Origin of the sequence: Mycobacterium sp. 2-64, assembly GCF_035918375.1 — a bacterium.
Taxonomy (GTDB): domain Bacteria; phylum Actinomycetota; class Actinomycetes; order Mycobacteriales; family Mycobacteriaceae; genus Mycobacterium; species Mycobacterium intracellulare.
This window is the reverse complement of record NZ_CP142361.1, coordinates 3,584,532-3,600,566: the sequence shown is the minus strand read 5'-3', so window position 1 is coordinate 3,600,566 and position 16,035 is coordinate 3,584,532. Positions and strand designations below refer to the sequence as shown.

At 66.9% G+C, this 16,035-nt stretch carries 13 protein-coding genes; 4 read left to right on the top strand and 9 right to left on the bottom strand.

Annotation, left to right across the window (positions count from 1 at the left end; genetic code table 11):
• Nucleotides 1-228 precede the first annotated feature (228 nt).
• The 6 genes from QGN31_RS16790 to QGN31_RS16765 all read right to left on the bottom strand — a co-directional run bounded on the left by QGN31_RS16790 (nucleotide 229) and on the right by QGN31_RS16765 (nucleotide 8,162).
• Nucleotides 229-1,620 carry a PPE family protein gene (locus QGN31_RS16790; protein WP_014379780.1) on the bottom strand — a complete coding sequence of 464 codons (1,392 nt, stop codon included), beginning with the start codon at nucleotides 1,618-1,620 and terminating at the stop codon, nucleotides 229-231.
• Nucleotides 1,621-1,969: 349 nt separating this feature from the next.
• Nucleotides 1,970-2,299 (bottom strand): hypothetical protein, encoded by a 330-nt coding sequence (locus QGN31_RS16785; RefSeq protein ID WP_014384368.1) that lies wholly within the window; start codon nucleotides 2,297-2,299, stop codon nucleotides 1,970-1,972.
• 195 nt (nucleotides 2,300-2,494) lie between these two features.
• A complete protein-coding gene (locus QGN31_RS16780; RefSeq protein WP_014941677.1) occupies nucleotides 2,495-3,748 on the bottom strand; it encodes a hypothetical protein in 1,254 nt (417 codons plus the stop codon).
• Nucleotides 3,745-5,091 (bottom strand): hypothetical protein, encoded by a 1,347-nt coding sequence (locus tag QGN31_RS16775; protein ID WP_014384370.1) that lies wholly within the window; start codon nucleotides 5,089-5,091, stop codon nucleotides 3,745-3,747. The genes QGN31_RS16780 and QGN31_RS16775 overlap by 4 nt, the downstream gene beginning before the upstream one ends.
• Nucleotides 5,091-6,737 (bottom strand): ABC transporter permease, encoded by a 1,647-nt coding sequence (locus tag QGN31_RS16770; protein ID WP_014941679.1) that lies wholly within the window; start codon nucleotides 6,735-6,737, stop codon nucleotides 5,091-5,093. Before QGN31_RS16770 ends, QGN31_RS16775 begins: the two co-directional genes overlap by 1 nt.
• Nucleotides 6,738-6,770: 33 nt before the next feature.
• Nucleotides 6,771-8,162 (bottom strand): condensation domain-containing protein, encoded by a 1,392-nt coding sequence (locus tag QGN31_RS16765; protein ID WP_014941680.1) that lies wholly within the window; start codon nucleotides 8,160-8,162, stop codon nucleotides 6,771-6,773.
• An 895-nt stretch (nucleotides 8,163-9,057) separates the two neighbouring features.
• Here QGN31_RS16765 and QGN31_RS16760 point away from each other — a divergent pair.
• On the top strand, nucleotides 9,058-10,716 hold the full coding sequence (locus QGN31_RS16760; protein WP_036458632.1) for an NAD-dependent malic enzyme: 1,659 nt from the start codon (nucleotides 9,058-9,060) through the stop codon (nucleotides 10,714-10,716).
• A 10-nt stretch (nucleotides 10,717-10,726) separates the two neighbouring features.
• Here the strand turns inward: QGN31_RS16760 and QGN31_RS16755 are convergent, their stop codons facing one another.
• Entirely contained in the window at nucleotides 10,727-12,358 is a 1,632-nt protein-coding gene (locus QGN31_RS16755; protein ID WP_014941682.1) for a diflavin oxidoreductase, read from the bottom strand.
• A gap of 110 nt (nucleotides 12,359-12,468) precedes the next feature.
• On the opposite strand from QGN31_RS16755, the gene QGN31_RS16750 reads away from it, so the two are divergent.
• The 3 genes from QGN31_RS16750 (at nucleotide 12,469) to QGN31_RS16740 (ending at nucleotide 14,852) form a co-directional block, all read left to right on the top strand.
• A complete protein-coding gene (locus QGN31_RS16750; protein ID WP_036458634.1) occupies nucleotides 12,469-13,260 on the top strand; it encodes a hypothetical protein in 792 nt (263 codons plus the stop codon).
• 195 nt (nucleotides 13,261-13,455) lie between these two features.
• Complete coding sequence (locus QGN31_RS16745) at nucleotides 13,456-14,139, top strand: maleylpyruvate isomerase family mycothiol-dependent enzyme (RefSeq protein WP_014941684.1); 684 nt, start codon at nucleotides 13,456-13,458, stop codon at nucleotides 14,137-14,139.
• A gap of 95 nt (nucleotides 14,140-14,234) precedes the next feature.
• Entirely contained in the window at nucleotides 14,235-14,852 is a 618-nt protein-coding gene (locus QGN31_RS16740) for a TetR/AcrR family transcriptional regulator (RefSeq protein WP_009955693.1), read from the top strand.
• Here the strand turns inward: QGN31_RS16740 and QGN31_RS16735 are convergent.
• Nucleotides 14,849-15,214 carry a cupin domain-containing protein gene (locus tag QGN31_RS16735; protein ID WP_225330884.1) on the bottom strand — a complete coding sequence of 122 codons (366 nt, stop codon included), beginning with the start codon at nucleotides 15,212-15,214 and terminating at the stop codon, nucleotides 14,849-14,851. The two genes, QGN31_RS16740 and QGN31_RS16735, sit on opposite strands and share 4 nt — an antisense overlap.
• A 41-nt stretch (nucleotides 15,215-15,255) precedes the next feature.
• Nucleotides 15,256-15,966, bottom strand: coding sequence for an SDR family oxidoreductase (locus QGN31_RS16730; protein WP_009976223.1), 711 nt, complete (start codon nucleotides 15,964-15,966; stop codon nucleotides 15,256-15,258).
• Between the last annotated feature and the right edge of the window lie 69 nt (nucleotides 15,967-16,035).

The following is a 16,035-nucleotide window of genomic DNA, read 5'->3' as shown; positions in this document are numbered from 1 at the left end:
TGGGGCCGTCGTCACCCGGATCCGGGTCGGCGCCGGCGTGGATCGGCGTCGACGCCCCGAGCGCCACGATGACCGCGGCGCACATCGCCGCGTTTGTCAGGAGCGCCAAAGGTTTTCGGTTCGGCGGCCGGTGCGCAGACCGGTGTGGTGTGGGTGTGTCCATTGCGATTTCCTTCGGATTCGACGAGCTTGCGCCTCCCGTGACGGGCTGCGGACGGGGGCGCTGCATCATCCGGCCACCGGCGAATGCGGGATGAGCGAGACACGCAAACCGACGCGCTGAACCGCACCCTCGGACTCGCGACCGACCATGCCGCCCAGGGGCAGCTTGGACACGGTCGGGCCGGGGGACGGCGCCGCGGCCCATCCGCCCGGCATGGCGCTGGAGTGGAGGGCCTGCAGCGGCGTGACCGACGAAACGGTGGCGGCCCAACTCGGGGGCACGGACAACGTGCTCAGCGAGCTGGCTTGGCCCACGCCCGCCGCAACTCCGTGACCCAATCCCGCGACCGGCGGGAGATTGCCCAGACCCGCGGCGGCGCCCATACCGCTGATGCCCTCCACGCCGCCGGCGCCCTCGGCCCCCAAAATGGAACCGGCGCCCGCGTAGTCCAGCGCCAACCCCTGGTAGTCCAAACCGAGCCCCTGGTAATCCAAATCGAGCCCGTAGAGGTCTATGCCGATTCCCCCGGTGTCGGCGATCAGGCCAGCGCCGTCGGCGCCGAAACCCGCCGCCTCTCCCGCCAGCGCGCCCGTACCGCCGTCGAGCGCCGGCGCGGCGGCGAGTGTGGAGGCCAGTCCCGTCGCGGCGCCCGCGCCCGTGCTCGCGCTCTTCGTCGCGCCCTTGCCGGAGGCGTTGGTCAGACCCGACAGCGCGCTGAGCGGGGCGGTGGCCCCCGACGATCCCAGCGAAGCGCCCGTGCCCATCGCCGCCTGCGACAGCCCCGTGCTCGAGGACGAGCCGGGTGTCGAAAGGCCTTGCAGGGTTTGCGGCACCGAGGAGGCCCACTGTGTCGCCGTCGCGTGGGCGGTGCTGCCGGATTGCAGCGCCGCGTGGGTGACGGCGCCGATGTGGCCGGCGACGGCGGTCGAAGTCGCCGTTTGGGGCGGCGGCGACGCCACGGGCGAAAGCGCCGATGCCGACGCCGAACTGGCGGCGTAGCCGTACATCGCGGTCGCGTCTTGCGCCCACATTTCGCTGTACTCGGCTTCGGTCGCCATGATCGCCGGCGTGTTCTGTCCAAAGATGTTCGTTTGGATCAGCGCCAGCAGCCGAATGCGATTGGCCGCGACCAGCGGAGGGGGGACCGTCATCGCGTATGCGGTTTCGAAGGCCGCCGCGGCGGCCGTGGCCTGGGCGGCGGCCTGCTGGCATTGCTCGGCGGTCGCCGTCATCCACGCGATGTAGGGCATGACCGCGGCCACCATCGACATCGACGCCGGTCCCGACCAGGACTCGTCGGTGAGGACGGCGATCACGGCTTGGTAGCTGCCGGCGGCATCAGTCAGCTCGGCCGCCAGCGTCTCCCATCCCGCCGCGGCGGCCAGCAAACTTGCGGGACCGGGCCCCAAATACATCCGACCAGAGTTGATCTCCGGTGGTAACGCGCCAAAATCCATGCCTATCTCTGTCCCTTGTCAGTTCTCTGGGCGGACCGTCCTGGCGCCGCGGCGGTCGCACACGACATCCGGTCACGCAATCGATGTGGTGATGAAAAGCCCAAGTCCCCAACGCATCAGGCGACCTGGTGAGCCCGCATTACCCGGGTTCGTTGGATTGACCTCGCCATTGCGCGAATTTGGCACACCTGTTTCCCGGCAGCACCGGGGTGTGTGTGATGGCCACAACGCATCTGCTGAACGGCCCAGACGCGCCGATCAGCAGATGCCGGGGGCACCGGAGCTGATCGCGGCTAGTGTCTGATCCGCCGCGGGCGGGTATTGCGCGCCGGCGAGGTGACGCGCCCGATCAGCAACGGGCGACGCAGAACTGAATCAAAATATTGTGCCCGGCGGGGCTGGACGCCGGCGCGCGTGCCGGCGTATCGACGCGCTGCTGGGACCAAATTATGCCGAGGGTGGGTGGGGCGGACGATCCGGATTGCCGAGGCGTGGAAAGAGCGAAAGTGCTTCCACGATCACGCTTTAACGCGACGCTCTTGAACGCCTTGTCGTCGTTCACCGTGGATCCGACGCCGAGGCGACGTACCGGAACCGACTCGTGGTCGGAGTGCACGGGGTTGGAAAGCGGGCTGACCGACGAGGCGGCCGCCTCGGGCGGCGAGGCGTTGGCGGCCATTTCGGCTCGCAAAGCCCCGCAACCGAGTACAGCTGCAACGAGCGCCAGCGCAGCAACGATGGCCAACGCGGGTTGCCGTCGCGGCCACCGTGAAAGCAGTCCAACTCCGAAATTCACAGTGCCATGCACTCTACCAGCCGCGATACATCGACAGGCAACGCGTCACGTCCAGCAAAACCCGATCGGGCGCCCTCGTCAGACCATCCGTGGTCCGCCGAAACCCGGAACCGCGCCCACCGGGATCAGTGCCAGCGCGATGACGAGAAGGATGAACAGCCGCACCGTCTTTGGTGTAGGTCGCCGATCGATCTCGGGCCTGCGCGCCGCGAAAAGGAGGAAGACGATCGCGAAGTCGAACGCCACGATCGTCAGCCAACGGGTCCAGTCGAACCCGGTCAGAAAGACCGGGATGACCAGCAGCAGGCCGGCGATTACCCAGGCAGTTCGCCCGCGCAAGGCGTCGACGAACGCGCGCAGCGGGACGCCCGAAAGGGCGCTGAGACCCCACACCGTCACCGCGGCGGCACCGGCGCCGAAGAGCAGTGAGACGGTGAGGCCGAGTGCGCCGATGTGGCCGACGGTTCGGATTGCGTCCGCGATTCCGTTGGCGTAGTTGGGCATCACATTGCGGCACACCCAGTCGTGATAATCGGTTTGGCTCGGTTGTCCCGCAAGCACGTAGTGCATCAGCGTCGCGGGCGATGTGACCGTGGCAAAGGGGTTGGGCACCGGGTGATGTGGCACCGCCGCGCACAGTTGAGGGGCGATGTCGTGGCGACCGAACGCCGCCACGGCAGCCGCGGTGAGGACTCCCGGCAGCACGGCCAGGAGCATGCCACGGCGCCAGGTGGTTTCCAGGGCCCCGCCGAGGACGATGATTGCCAGGAATGCCCCCAATGCGAACTGCAGCCCTACCGCCTCGTGCACCAGCGTCAAGGCGGCGATGACGGCGCCGTAGGCGGCGCACCATACAGTCGCGACGGGCCGGGATCGTGTGAGCGCCAACGCCGAGCTGAACGCCGCGAGGGCCGCCCCACCGAACAGGTCCGGCCGAGCCGAGAACGCCGCGAACGGGACACCGAATGGCAACAGCGGCAACACCGCCGCGAGCATCAGTCTGCGTTCAGACCGATGGCGACCCGAGACCACCACACCGGCAACCGTTGCCAGCCCGCCCAAATAGACCAGCGTGGACAGCCAGCGCAGACCGAGCGTGGCCGCGAAGTAGTGGTTCGGGGCCAGCCGGACCAGTTCACCGGCGAGCCCGCGGCGGACGAAGCCATGCGTGTAGTCGGCCGTGTAATACGACATCCAGTACACGTCGAGGGGAACGACCTTGATCGCGAACCACAGCACGGCCGCCGCCCACGCCGCGATCGCGACGGCGACACCCACGTGAATGCGACGCGCGCGTTGATCGGCCTCGAGGGCGAGGTCCTCCACCGTCACGACCCGTCCCCATAGACCGTGGTGGCGGACAAACGCAGGTCGGCCAGCGCGTCGCATGCGAGCTCGCTCGTGGCCGCGGTGATGGGGTGGGCGGCGCTGTGGTAGCCGACGATGGTGAGAAACCGGCTGCCGTTGACCGTTCCTGTGCCGCAGAACAATTGGCCGTGTGTTTGCTCGATGCGCGACCGGGTGATGCCCTGCTCGGCCAGCCGCATCGAGAACTCGGTGGCGTCCGCACCGTCGATGCGGCCGACGGCGGCATCGAGGCTGCCGAGGTTTGAGCAGCCCACCGGCAGCTGGCCGGCCGACATGGCGATGCCTTCGGCGCGACGGACCAGCCATCGTGGCGTGAACGGAATGAGTGGCAATCCGGCGAGCATCTCGTTGGGTTGGCGAGCCAAAGACGCCAACAGCTCTTTGACATCCGCACGCACGCCGCTCAAGTCGCCAGCCACGGTGTGGGCGTCGACGGTGAGCGTGATCGAGGTCAGCGCGTTGGCGCGGTCGTCATCGGCGGTGCGATCGCTGACCGGAAGCACCACCGTCACGGAGTTTTCGCCGGGGAGCACCCTGCCCATCCGGTGCGCCAGGCGAGCGGCGAACGCGACGCACAGCGTGTTGCTGCTCCCGCCGAGGCTGCGCGCACGTGCCTCCCATGCCGCGGCATCGGTTTGAATCGTCACCGACCCGAATCCGTTCTGGCGCTGTCCCATTGGGCCGGACGCCCGAGGTGCGCGCGTTTGCGGCTGAGCCTGTCGATCCGCCGAGGCCTTGGCCAGTATCGCCAGCGTCGCGATCAGCGCCCGGACGGCCGCCGGCAGGCTGAGAACGGCGTGGGACAGGTCCTCACGAATCGCGCGCCACCGGCCACGCGAATTCGGCTGTGGGTAGCCGCGATTGAGCGGTTCTCCCTTGACCGCTTCGGTGACGGCCGCTGCCATCGCGAGGCCGTCGACAACGCAGTGTGACGCCACCAGGGTGACCGCCGCCCCACCGTCGTCCAACGGCAGCACGCCGAGGTGAAATGTCGGCCCGTGCTCGGGGTCGACGCGCACCCGCGCGCGCCTTTCGATCCACGCGCCGATCTCGCTCCGTGGGCGCGGCGGTTCGCACGCGATGTCCGGTGAGCGGCTGTCGGCCACCCAGCGATGGCGCCCGAACGGCAGCGGCGAACGCTCGATCCGGCGCCCGAGCAGACCGGCACCGAGATTGTCTCTGAAGGACCGCAATTCGTCGATATCGACGGCGCGGTCATAGACCCATGTGCATTGCACCGTGCTCCCTTGACCGGTGGCGCGCAGCCGCAGAAACGCGGCCTGGTCCAACAGTGCCAGCCTCGTCACTAGCACCCCGCCTCGGCCGCGGCGCGATATCCGCGCACCGCCACCGGCGCGAACACCGCGACCAGGACGCCGGCCCACAGGGCGGCCTGCCACAGCGGCGAGAGCACCGGCCCGCCCTCTGCGAGCGCGCGCATCGCCTCGATCGTCGGCGATATGGGCGAAAAACGGACCACCGGTTGCAGCCAGCCCGGAAAGACCCCGGCGGGCGCGACACCGGTGTTGAGGAACAGCAGCAGCACGCATCCCGCACCCAGCCAGGTCACCATGGCTTTGCCGTCCGCGCGGGCGGCGATCGCGATCACCAACGTCGCCATCCCGGCCGAAATCGCCACGGGCACCAGCACAAAGGCCAGCGCCGCGATCCAGCCGTAGCTGAATCGCAGCCCCAGGGCGACACCGAAGATGGTGAGTACAACGGCGGACGCGGTGGTGCGGGCGGCCTCGGCGACCAGCCGACCCGCCACCGTGCTGGCCCGATGCACCGGCTGCACCCACAACCTCGTCAGTACGCCCGACTCTCGTTCCGCCGGCAAAGCCAAACCGGCGCCCAGGGTTCCGAACACGGCGCCCACCACCGCACACATGGGAACCAGCCCGTACAGGCTGTCGTGTCCGGTGACGGCCAGAACGGCTTTGCCGATCAGCAATTTATAGACAATGAGGAGGAAGGCCGGGAACAACAGGGCCTGCACCGCGACGATCGGGTCGCGCCGCCAACGGCGCAGGAGCCGGCCGGCCTCCGACGCGCTGTGACTGACGAAGGCCGTCAGTGACGGCGCATACGAAACCCGTTGCGTCGCACAACTAGCCACTGCCCCCCGCGACGGCCGCGCGGACGCATCCCGCGCCTGCCGAGCGCCCTGAGACGGGATCCGGACCGTGCGGGGCGCGCGGGGGCGTCCGCCGCCGACGCGTCGCTGCATCCGCACCGCCAAAACACCGAACAACGCCAGCAGCCCCAGGCACCACGCCGATGCCACCGCCAGATCCCTACCCGTTGCGTGACCGGCGGCCAGTCCGCGCAACGTCTCGGTGACCCGGGAGACCGGCTGGTGACGGACGACCGGGCCCAGCCAGGCCGGAAACGACTCCGCGGGAGCGATACCCGTGGACAACAGGACCAGCACCAGCTGGGGCAGCAGCAGCAATTGGCTCGACGATTCGACAGAGCCGACCCGCGAGCCGAGGGCGTCGGCGCCGAGGCACACCGCCATCGCGAACGCCACGACGATGATCACGAACAGGCCCGTGTCGCCCGGACCGCCGGCCATCCGGAAGCCGAACGACCACCCGACGGCGACAGCGGCGACGAGCGCGACGACCGAGCGTATCAAGCAATAGAGCATCCGCGCGGCCAGCGGCACCGCCGCGGGAACCGGCAAAGTCTTGAGACGAGACCCGAAGCCGGAGAGCCGGTCTCGTGCGGCACGGTCCGCGGTCGTCATCGCCCCGAACAGCATCGCCTGCACGATGACCACCGGGAGGACATATTGCGGATAGGTCATCGAGCCGGGATGGATCAGGCTGCCCAACACCAAGGTGAATCCCAGGAAGCAGCCCACGGGCGCCAGCGCCGCGAACAGCAGGTCGGCATCGCGCCGGGAGCCGGATAGTGTGCGCGAGGTGAGTGCCGCCAAGGCACTCATGCCGAGACCTCGGTCGGCGGAGACAATTCCGCGTCACGCATCGGTGTTCAGCCCGGCGTCGGCCACCCGGGTGAACTCGGCGCGCATCGTCTCGACGTAGCGGGAGACCGACCTACGCGCGACGTCGGTGCCGGGGTAAGCGACCACCAGCTGCGTTTTGTCGTGCATGCGATTGACCCACATGCACACCGTCTCCGACAGCCTGTTATCGCCCCACACCCCGGCACGCAGACCGTCGAAGTAGTCGCCGAACGGCAACTTGCGAATATCGATGTACGACAGCATCGGGACCGGACGGTCCGGAACCTCGATGGGGTCCGACGATCCGTCCGGCGACTCGAGCAAGTGGTAGTACGGCACGGCACCCAGGGCCGTGTTTGCATCGAACGATGCCTGGGCGGCGCTGACGACCTCGTCGAACGAAGCCCCGGCGGTCGGAATTGCCAACGGGACAAAACTGGCCAACCATCCGACGGCGGTGGCGTGGGCGGGATCCCGCCGGTTGTCGAATGGGGTGAGGCCGAAATACGTTGCGGCGCCCGTCAACCGGTGCTCGGTCAGGGCGGCGCAGGCGAACACGCCACCGCTGAAACGCGCGCCCGCGGCGCGGCACGCCGCTTCGAACCGCCGTCCCTGGTCGTCATCGATCAGGTCGAACACGTCGATGGCCCCCGGGGTATCGGCGGCCGCCTCGCCAAGTTCCAGCGGAAATTTCGGCAGCGCCCCGTTGTTCGCCGCGAGAAAGGCTCGCCACGAACGGATCTCGGGTGACTCTTCGGTCAGGCCCCTGGTGTACGCATGCTGATTCGCGCTGTATTCGCGATGGCTGGCCGCGGGTGCCAGCGGACACTGTGCCTGCTGCAACGCGCTGAAATACATCGTCTGGATGTCGAGGAAGATAACCCCGGCCGACATACCGTCGGCGCGCAGGTGGTCGACGGCGATCAGGATCGTGAACCGGTCATCACCCTGGATGACGCCGAAGGTGAAGCAGTCCCATTGCAGGGGATCGGGCGTGTCGAGCAGCAGTTTGCGGATCTGCGGCGGTCCCATCTTTCCGAGATCCGTTGGCGCCAAAGTGATGACCTCCGGCTCGGCAATGACGTAGCGAAGGACCTCGTCGTCGTCACCGAAGGCGAACCGGTCGTGGTAGGTGTCGTGCCGCCGCAGGTGCGCATTCACCGCGTAGGTCATCGCATCGATATCACAGACACCGCTGATTTCCCAGGCCCCAATGCACAACCGTGGGATATCACGACCCCGGCTGACCTGGCGTCGGTAGTATCGAAGATGCTGCGACTGCTGATAACTCACCGGCGCCGGATGGTATTGCGCTTCGGCAACACGCCGGTAGGTGGTCGCGGTGGGGTACCAGGATACGACGGTGCCCTCGGCCGTCCAGTCCTCAACCGTTCCCAAGAACATGCGCTACCTTTCGTCCGTCAGCTGGTGACGCCAGTTCGGATGACCTTAATGGCACAGCGCATGAGTTGCTGAACAAGTTGAGGACCCGAGGAGCCCCGTTACGCGGGCCTCCCGATCGCCGCACCGCCGGATGCGTCGACCAATGCGCGCGAGGGAATAAGTTCACCGTGATGTGAGTTGGCGACCCGCATGTTGTCAAGCGGCGCAAAGTCATGACCCCGCGGCGCAATCATAGAATTCCCCTCTCGGGCCCGAGCAATCTCTCAGGAACTTCTGACAACCCATGGTGTGCCCGTGTGAGGTAGTCAACGACAGGGAGCCGAATTAAATCGCGCGGTTAACACAGAACCGTTGGCCGAACAAGCATTTCTCTCGACGCGATGACCCAATCTGTCGATTCCCACCCACAGAGCGGCGCTGTCTCGGCAAGGCCACCCGAGACGATGCTGGGCCTGCCGAAACGGCGCTTCGGTTACCATATCGTGATGTATGGCCGTATTGGAATAGTGTCAGCAAAACCTTTCCTGCACCGGTGAGTCGGGCAAACAATCACACGATCCGCATAAGTTCCGCGGCGCTGCATCACATGCTCCCGTTGATGCGAAGCCTCGCATGGGATTCGGGCGGATTCCCGACTCCGGCAGCAAACTGCGGCCAACTGGGAATCCGGTCAATAGGGCGCGCTGCGGGCTTCCTCACATCTGAGAACGCATCGTTCCCCTATGCCCCTCAAGGCATTCGACGAGGCCAGGCCCAGGTCGTTTTGGCAGCGCACTGACACTTTGACGGCTTTGGCGCCGGGTTACGCGCAGACAAACAGCCGGGGATCATCGATGATGGTTCGGACACTCCCTCGTTCCCCTCCCGCGAGATTCGTACAGAAGGGACGTTGACGATGCCCGATGAGCTCCGGGGGCCAGCCAGGTTGTTCGATGCCCTGACCACCAAGGGCACCGCCTTCACCGAGGACGAGCGACGGCGATTGGGCCTGATGGGTCTGCTGCCGACCACGGTCAAGACCCTCGAGCAACAGGCCGAGCACTGCTGGCACGAATTCTCCACGCGCCGCGACGATCTCGACAAACACATCTATCTGCGGGCGTTGCAGGACCGCAACGAGACGTTGTTCTACCGGGTTTTGCTCGACCACATCCCCGAGGCTCTGCCGATCGTCTACACGCCCACGGTGGGGGAGGCCTGCCAGCGTTTCAGCGAGATCTACCGCCGGCCGCGGGGATTGTTCGTGTCCTACGCCGAGGGGGACTGCCTGGACGAGGTGCTCAACAATCGGCCCCAGCGCGAGGTCGACGTGATCGTGGTGACCGACGGGCAGCGGATCCTCGGCCTGGGCGATCAGGGCATCGGCGGCATGGGCATCCCGATCGGAAAGCTGTCCCTCTACACCCTCATTGGCGGCATCGACCCCGCTCGCACACTGCCGATCGTGCTCGATGTGGGAACCGACAACAGCCAACTGCTTGATGACCCTCGGTACCTGGGATGGCGGCACCGACGCGTCGACGACGACGATTACTACGCGTTCATCGACAAGTTCGTCGCCGCGGTACGCAGGCAGCTACCCCATGTGCTGCTGCAGTGGGAGGACTTCGCGTCCACACATGCGCAGCCGATCCTCGCTCGCTACCGCGACGAATTCCTTACCTTCAATGACGACATCCAGGGGACCGCCGCCGTCACCGTTGGGGCGCTGCACGGTGCCGCCAAGGTCGCGGGACGCCCCCTGTCGCAGCAACAGGTTGTCATGCTCGGCGCCGGCTCGGCCGGCATCGGTGTGCTCGACATGATTCGCCGCCAAATGGTGAAGGAGGGATTGTCCGAAGGCGCTGCCTTGGAGCGCATCTGGGTCGTCGACGTGGAAGGCCTTCTCACCGATGACCGCACCGATCTGTCCGCCGCGCAGCGCGGGTTTGCCCAGCCGGCCGCCCGGGTGGCGGGCTGGGGCGTGTCCGGGCGCGCCCGGCTCGCCGATGTCGTCCACCATATCGACGTCGGCGTGCTGCTCGGCTTGTCCACCGCCGCGGGCGCGTTCACCGAAGCGATCGTGCGGGAACTCGCGGGCAAGACCGACCGACCGATCATCTTCCCGCTGTCCAACCCGACGAGCCGGGCCGAGGCGCACCCGGCGGAGTTGGATCGGTGGACCGACGGGCGCGCCCTGATCGCCACCGGATCGCCGTTCGCGCCCCTGCGCCGCGACGGGGTGGAACGCCCTGTCGCCCAATGTAATAACGTCTATATTTTCCCCGCGATGGGTTTGGCCGTCACAGCTGCCCAGGCGACCCGGGTCACCGACGAGATGATGCGCGTCGCCGCGGAGACGTTGGGCGAGGCGTCGCCCGCCCTCGCGGACCCCGACCGGCCGTTGCTGCCCGCGTGGTCGGACGTGCCCGATGTCGCCGTCCGCATCGCGCACGCCGTCGCCATGCAGGCCGTGGTGGACGGCGTCGCCCCGACGCGCAGCGACGCGGAGCTCGCCGACCGTATCGCCGAGGTGCGTTGGCGCCCGGAATATCCCACCGCCGTGAGTCAGTGAACACCGGCCGTCAGTAGACGTCGCGCACGTACCGGTGATTCTTGATCAGCTTGTTGACATAGGCGTGGGCGGCCTCGGCCTCCATCGCGCCGGCGTGGGCCACCAGCGCTCGCAACGCCTCGTCGACGTCCTTGGCCATTCGCTCGGCGTCGCCACACACGTACACGTGCGCACCCTCTTCGAGCCAGCCGAAGATTTCCGCGGCGTTCTCCCACATGCGGTGCTGCACATACTGTTTCGTGGCATCCTTGTTTCCGTCGCGGGAGAACGCCAGGTCGAGTCGCGTGAGCACGCCCGATCCCCGGAAGCCGTCCAGTTCGTCGGCGTAGAGGAAGTCCAGCGCCCGATTCCGCGCGCCGAAGAACAGCCACGCCCGACCCGGCGCCCCGGTCGCCTGCCGTTCCTGCAGAAAGCCGCGGAACGGCGCAATGCCGGTCCCCGGACCGACCATGATGATCGGGACGTCAGCGCCGGGCAGGCGGAAGGAGTGATTCGGTCGCAGGTGCACGCGTGCCGTCTCGCTGCGGTCGGCCAGGAAGGTCGAGGCCACCCCGCCATATCGGCGCCCACGGGCGGTGTACCGCACCGTCGCCACCGTCAAATGCGCGCGATCGGGATGGACCACCGGGCTCGACGCGATCGAATAGTCACGGAATTGCAAGGGACGCAAGGTGTCCACGAGTTCGTCCACACTAAGCTCGCCCAGCCTGATCAGGTCGAGCACGTCCCTGCCGTACAACCACGTGCCGGGCTTCGCGGTTCCGTCACCGGCGAGGGCGGCGACCGCGTCGGCATCCCCGGCGCGGGATGCCACCAGCGCCCGCAGCGCCCGCGACGGAGCCCGAATATCCAGGTGGTGGGCCAGCAGGACGCCGAGCGGCTCGTCGTAGCCGGCCACCGCATGGTCGGGGCCCGCATCGAGTTCGGCGAGCACTGCGTCGACCAAGTCGGGGTCGTTGGCGACATGCACCGCGATCGAATCGCCGGCGCTGTAGGCGATTCCGGCGCCGGTGAGGTCCAACTCGTAGTGACGAACCTCCTTCTCCGAACCCGGCGCGCTGAGCAGCCGGTTCACGACTATCGGTGCCTCGAAACGTTGATGGTGCTCCCGGCTCGGCGGGGGAGGAGCGGCCGTTGCCTCCTTGGCAACCGTCGCGACACGCGGTCCCGCATGAGCGCGGTCGGCGGCCAGCAGCTTGACCAGGTCGCCCGTCCACGCCGTCGCGAGTTGCTCGTAGGCGCCGTCCACATCGACACGCGCGGTCAGCCTGACCGCTCCCAGCGCTTCCAGGCGCTCGTCGAGGAGCCGGCCGGCATTGCAGAACAGTTCGTAACTGCTGTCGCCGAGCGCCAGCACGGCGAACTTCAAATGGTCGAGCCGGTCGGCGCTTTCGGCGCTGATCGCCTCCCAGAACAACGCGGCGCTGTCGGGGAACTCGCCGTCGCCGAACGTCGAGGTGACCACGATGAAATGGCTCGCCGATTGCAGGTCGGCGATTTCGACCTGGTTGAGTTCCACCGCTTCCGATTCGATGCCCATGGCTTCCTGGACGGCCTCGGCGAACGACATGGCCGCGTCTTCGGCGTTACCCATGTCGGTGCCGTAGCCCACGATCAGTGAAAACTTCGGTTGGGCGGTCATGATCGCTTCCTCTGTGTGCGCGGACCTGTGTCGCTGACCGGGCGGGAGCACCGCCCGACCCAGGCCTAGCATAGGGTAGCCTAACCTAACTGACACGGGAGGTTGCTCACATGCGCACCGCGATTCACCATCCGCTGATATCGGGGATGGACATCCGCCGGGAGCTTCCGGTGCATGAGTCCAGCCGTCGCCTGCGCGCACTCTTTCCCGGGTGTCCCTTGGTATATGGCATCGCCGTGCTCGACGATGTCTCGCGACAGCGCTGGTGGCCTCTCGATTCACAGCGGACCGACGCGTTGCTGCGGGCGATGTTCGACGATGCGGCGAAAAACATCGGTCCCCACGCCGCCGCGCGGCAACTGGTGGCCAGCCTCATCCACGAGATCATCGGCCGGATGCTGCCGCTGGTGCTGCTGGAAGGAAGAGCCTGGGACGTCGGCCTGGAGAATCTCTGGCTGCACCGCGATCGCGACGGTGCAATCGATTGGGCCGCGGTGGTGGACCCCACGCTGCGCGTGCTGCCCGACGATCCCTGCGCGGCCGCGCGCAGTGGCGATGCCTTCGGGCGGCGCCCGCGCCGAGAGGGCGTGCTCACGCTGCCGAACGAAGCGGCACTGGCGATTTGGGTGGCGCATCGCTGCCACCGAAGCCTGTCGCGGCTGTTCGACTCCGTGCACGCAATCAGCAACGGCGCCGTCGCGGTCACGGCGATGTGGCACATCGTGGGGTCGGCGATCATCGGGGTGGCCGCTCAGATCCCGCGCCCGGCGCCCGTGGACGACCATGTGATCACCCGCCGAAGCCAGGCCATCCTCGATGCGATGGTCGGATTCGGGCTGCCGGTACGCCGATCACGCCGCGCGACAGCGCCTTTGGTCGCCGCACACGCCGGCTCAATCTGACACGGGCGGCCCCCTACGAATACGGGAAGGCCGACGTCTTTGGCCGGTCGATACCAACTTCGATGTTCCCCTTGAACCACATACATACCGTGTGTATGTTAATACATACTGTATGTATGTGGAGGTGGGATCATGAGTGCCGTGCTCGAGGCCATAGCGGAAGAACGTAGGACCGTTTTGGAGCTTTGCTCGCAGATGCCGGATTCGATGTGGGCCAAGGACAGTGGGTGTTCGGGTTGGTCGGTGCAGGATCTCGTGTCCCATATGGCGTGCAGCTTCTGGTTGGCGGTCGACCCATCGGCCCTGCCCGATCCCGGCGATTTGCCGGCCGAGCGCGCGGCGGACATCTATGTCGAGTCGCGACGCTCGATGACCCCCCAAGAGGTCGTGGCCGATTACGAATCGGTGAGCGCGCGGGGTCTAGAGGTGCTCGCCGCCATCGAAGGTCAGGACGTCGACATTCCGATAGGCGATGTCGGCACCTATCCGGCGTCGGTCGTGCCGACAACCTTCGTCTTCGAAGCCTTCGTCCACATCCGGTACGACCTTTGTTCTCCGGGTGGGCCGCTGCAAGGTGCACCGCCGCCCGTCGACCAGCTACGGCTCGCGCCCACCCTCGATTGGATCGAAGCGGCCCTGCCGCAGCAGAACACGAGTCTGCTCAACGAGTTACAGACAGGCGTGGAGCTTCGCCTCGACGGCCTGTGCGCTCGGACCCTCCGCATCGGCGACCACGACGATGTCGCCGCGCACATCACGTCTGATTCGCAAGCCTTCGTGCGGTGGGTTACCCAGCGCGGTACCTGGGAAAGCTTGGGCGTTCAAGCCGAAGGGGATCCATCGACTCTGAACGTGATTCGCCGGCTCAGGGTGTTTTGAGTCCACCGCGGACCTCGACGCTACGCCGTCGGGCGGGACATCCCACGACCTCCGCGCGGTATGTATGAGAATGCACACGTGAGAGGCGGGGATTGATGGCGAAGGGCGGTCGTCGCACACAGGCAGAGCGCGCGGCCGGCACGCGTGAAGCGCTGGTCGCTGCCGCCCGGCCGTTGTTTGCGTCGTTGGGGTTTGCCGACGCATCCCTGGAAACGATCGTTCGCAACGCAGGGGTGACCCGCGGCGCCCTGTATCACCATTTCGCCGACAAGACAGAGCTATTCGCGGCGGTGTTCGAGCAGGTGGAGGGGGAGATGGCCGCCCGAATGGGAGACGCCGTCGCGGCGGCGGGGCACGGCGATCCCGTCGAGATCATGCGGCTGTGCGCCGCCCTGTGGTTGGACGCGTGCGCCGATCCCGAGATTCAACGCATCGTTTTGCTCGAGGCGCTGGCGGTGCTGGGATGGGAACGCTGGAGCGCCATCGGGCACCGGTACAACATCGGATTCGTCACGGCGCTGCTGACCGAGGCCATTGAGTCGGGCAGCATCCCGCGCCAGCCGATCGAGGCGACGGCCCTGACGATCATGGGGGCGCTGCGCGAAGCGACGCTCTACATCGCGCGTGCGGACGATTACCACCAGGCGCGGGCGGACGCCGGCGTGGTGATGGACAGACTCCTTAGCGCGTTGCGCACCAACGCGATTGGCTAATCTGTCGCCACGTGCGGCGGGTCGTAGATGACCAGGAAAACGAGTTCGTCAGAACCGACGTTTTTCAGACTGTGCACGACATTGGCGGGCACCTTGACGAAGGTGCCCGCCTTGGTCTCCCAGCAATGCTCGCCCAGCTGAACAAGGCCGGCCCCGCGCAGGAAACAGAAAGCATGGTTGTAATCGTGATGATGCGGCGAGGATCCCCCGCCGGGGCCGAACTTCGTCAACTGCGCACTGAAACGTGTGGAGTAGTTATCGCCGGCCAGCTCGTCACTGACCCAGAAACTCGGTCCCAGGCCGGTCTCGTGCCAGACGATCTCCTCGGGCGCGATGACATTCTGTAACACGTTGTGGCTCATGGGATTCTCCTTCGCAGCGAAAGCCTTGGTGCCCGGCATCGTCACGCGGCAATGCTGCCGCCGCCATCGGCGCGAATGATCTGACCGGTGATATAGCCGGCGTCCTCGTCCAGCAATGCGCAGATGGCGTGCGCGATCTCGCGCGGTGCGCCAAGCCGGCGCAGCGGAATGGTTTGCAAAAGACGCGCTTCGCGCTCGGATCCGGCCGGACTGAGCTCGCGGTACATCTCGGTTTCGATCGGCCCGGGCGCCACCGCGTTGACCGTGATGCCGGACTGCGCGAGCTCTCCCGCCCAGATCCGCGTGCACGCTTCCAGCGCCCCTTTGGTGGCGGCGTAGGGCGTGCGCTCCGCGGTGCCCAGTGTCGTCATGCTCGTGACATTGACGATGCGGCCCCACCCGGCCGACAGCATCCCGGGCAGCACCGCTTGCACGACCTGCACCGCGGTGCGCACGTTCAGGTCGTAGGTGGTGAACAGGTCATCCAACTCGATCGAACCGATCCGGCCGAACCGCGCGACGCCGACGTTGTTGACCACGGCGTCGACGCGCCCATCCCGCAGGGCTCGCTCGAGTACCGCGTCGGTGGCGGCGCGGTCGGTGAGGTCCACCGCGTAGAACTCACCCGGGAAGTCGTCCGGCCTGGCGCGCGCGAGGCCAACCGGCATGTCGCCCGACACCGCGAGACGGTCGGCGACGGCCCGGCCGATTCCCTTCGACGCCCCGGTGATCAGCACTCGCTTTGCGGTCATGGTGTCCTCCTTGGCACGTAATTTCATGATTACTTAAACGTTTTGGAAAGCCAATCAGACATAACGTTG

Coding starts and splice junctions, on each gene's coding strand:
- QGN31_RS16790 (WP_014379780.1), bottom strand. CDS start 1,620: ATGGATTTTGGCGCGTTACCACCGGAGATCAACTCTGGTCGGATGTAT.
- QGN31_RS16785 (WP_014384368.1), bottom strand. CDS start 2,299: ATGGCCGCCAACGCCTCGCCGCCCGAGGCGGCCGCCTCGTCGGTCAGC.
- QGN31_RS16770 (WP_014941679.1), bottom strand. CDS start 6,737: ATGAGTGCCTTGGCGGCACTCACCTCGCGCACACTATCCGGCTCCCGG.
- QGN31_RS16765 (WP_014941680.1), bottom strand. CDS start 8,162: ATGTTCTTGGGAACGGTTGAGGACTGGACGGCCGAGGGCACCGTCGTA.
- QGN31_RS16760 (WP_036458632.1), top strand. CDS start 9,058: ATGCCCGATGAGCTCCGGGGGCCAGCCAGGTTGTTCGATGCCCTGACC.
- QGN31_RS16755 (WP_014941682.1), bottom strand. CDS start 12,358: ATGACCGCCCAACCGAAGTTTTCACTGATCGTGGGCTACGGCACCGAC.
- QGN31_RS16750 (WP_036458634.1), top strand. CDS start 12,469: ATGCGCACCGCGATTCACCATCCGCTGATATCGGGGATGGACATCCGC.
- QGN31_RS16745 (WP_014941684.1), top strand. CDS start 13,456: ATGCCGGATTCGATGTGGGCCAAGGACAGTGGGTGTTCGGGTTGGTCG.
- QGN31_RS16740 (WP_009955693.1), top strand. CDS start 14,235: ATGGCGAAGGGCGGTCGTCGCACACAGGCAGAGCGCGCGGCCGGCACG.
- QGN31_RS16735 (WP_225330884.1), bottom strand. CDS start 15,214: ATGAGCCACAACGTGTTACAGAATGTCATCGCGCCCGAGGAGATCGTC.
- QGN31_RS16730 (WP_009976223.1), bottom strand. CDS start 15,966: ATGACCGCAAAGCGAGTGCTGATCACCGGGGCGTCGAAGGGAATCGGC.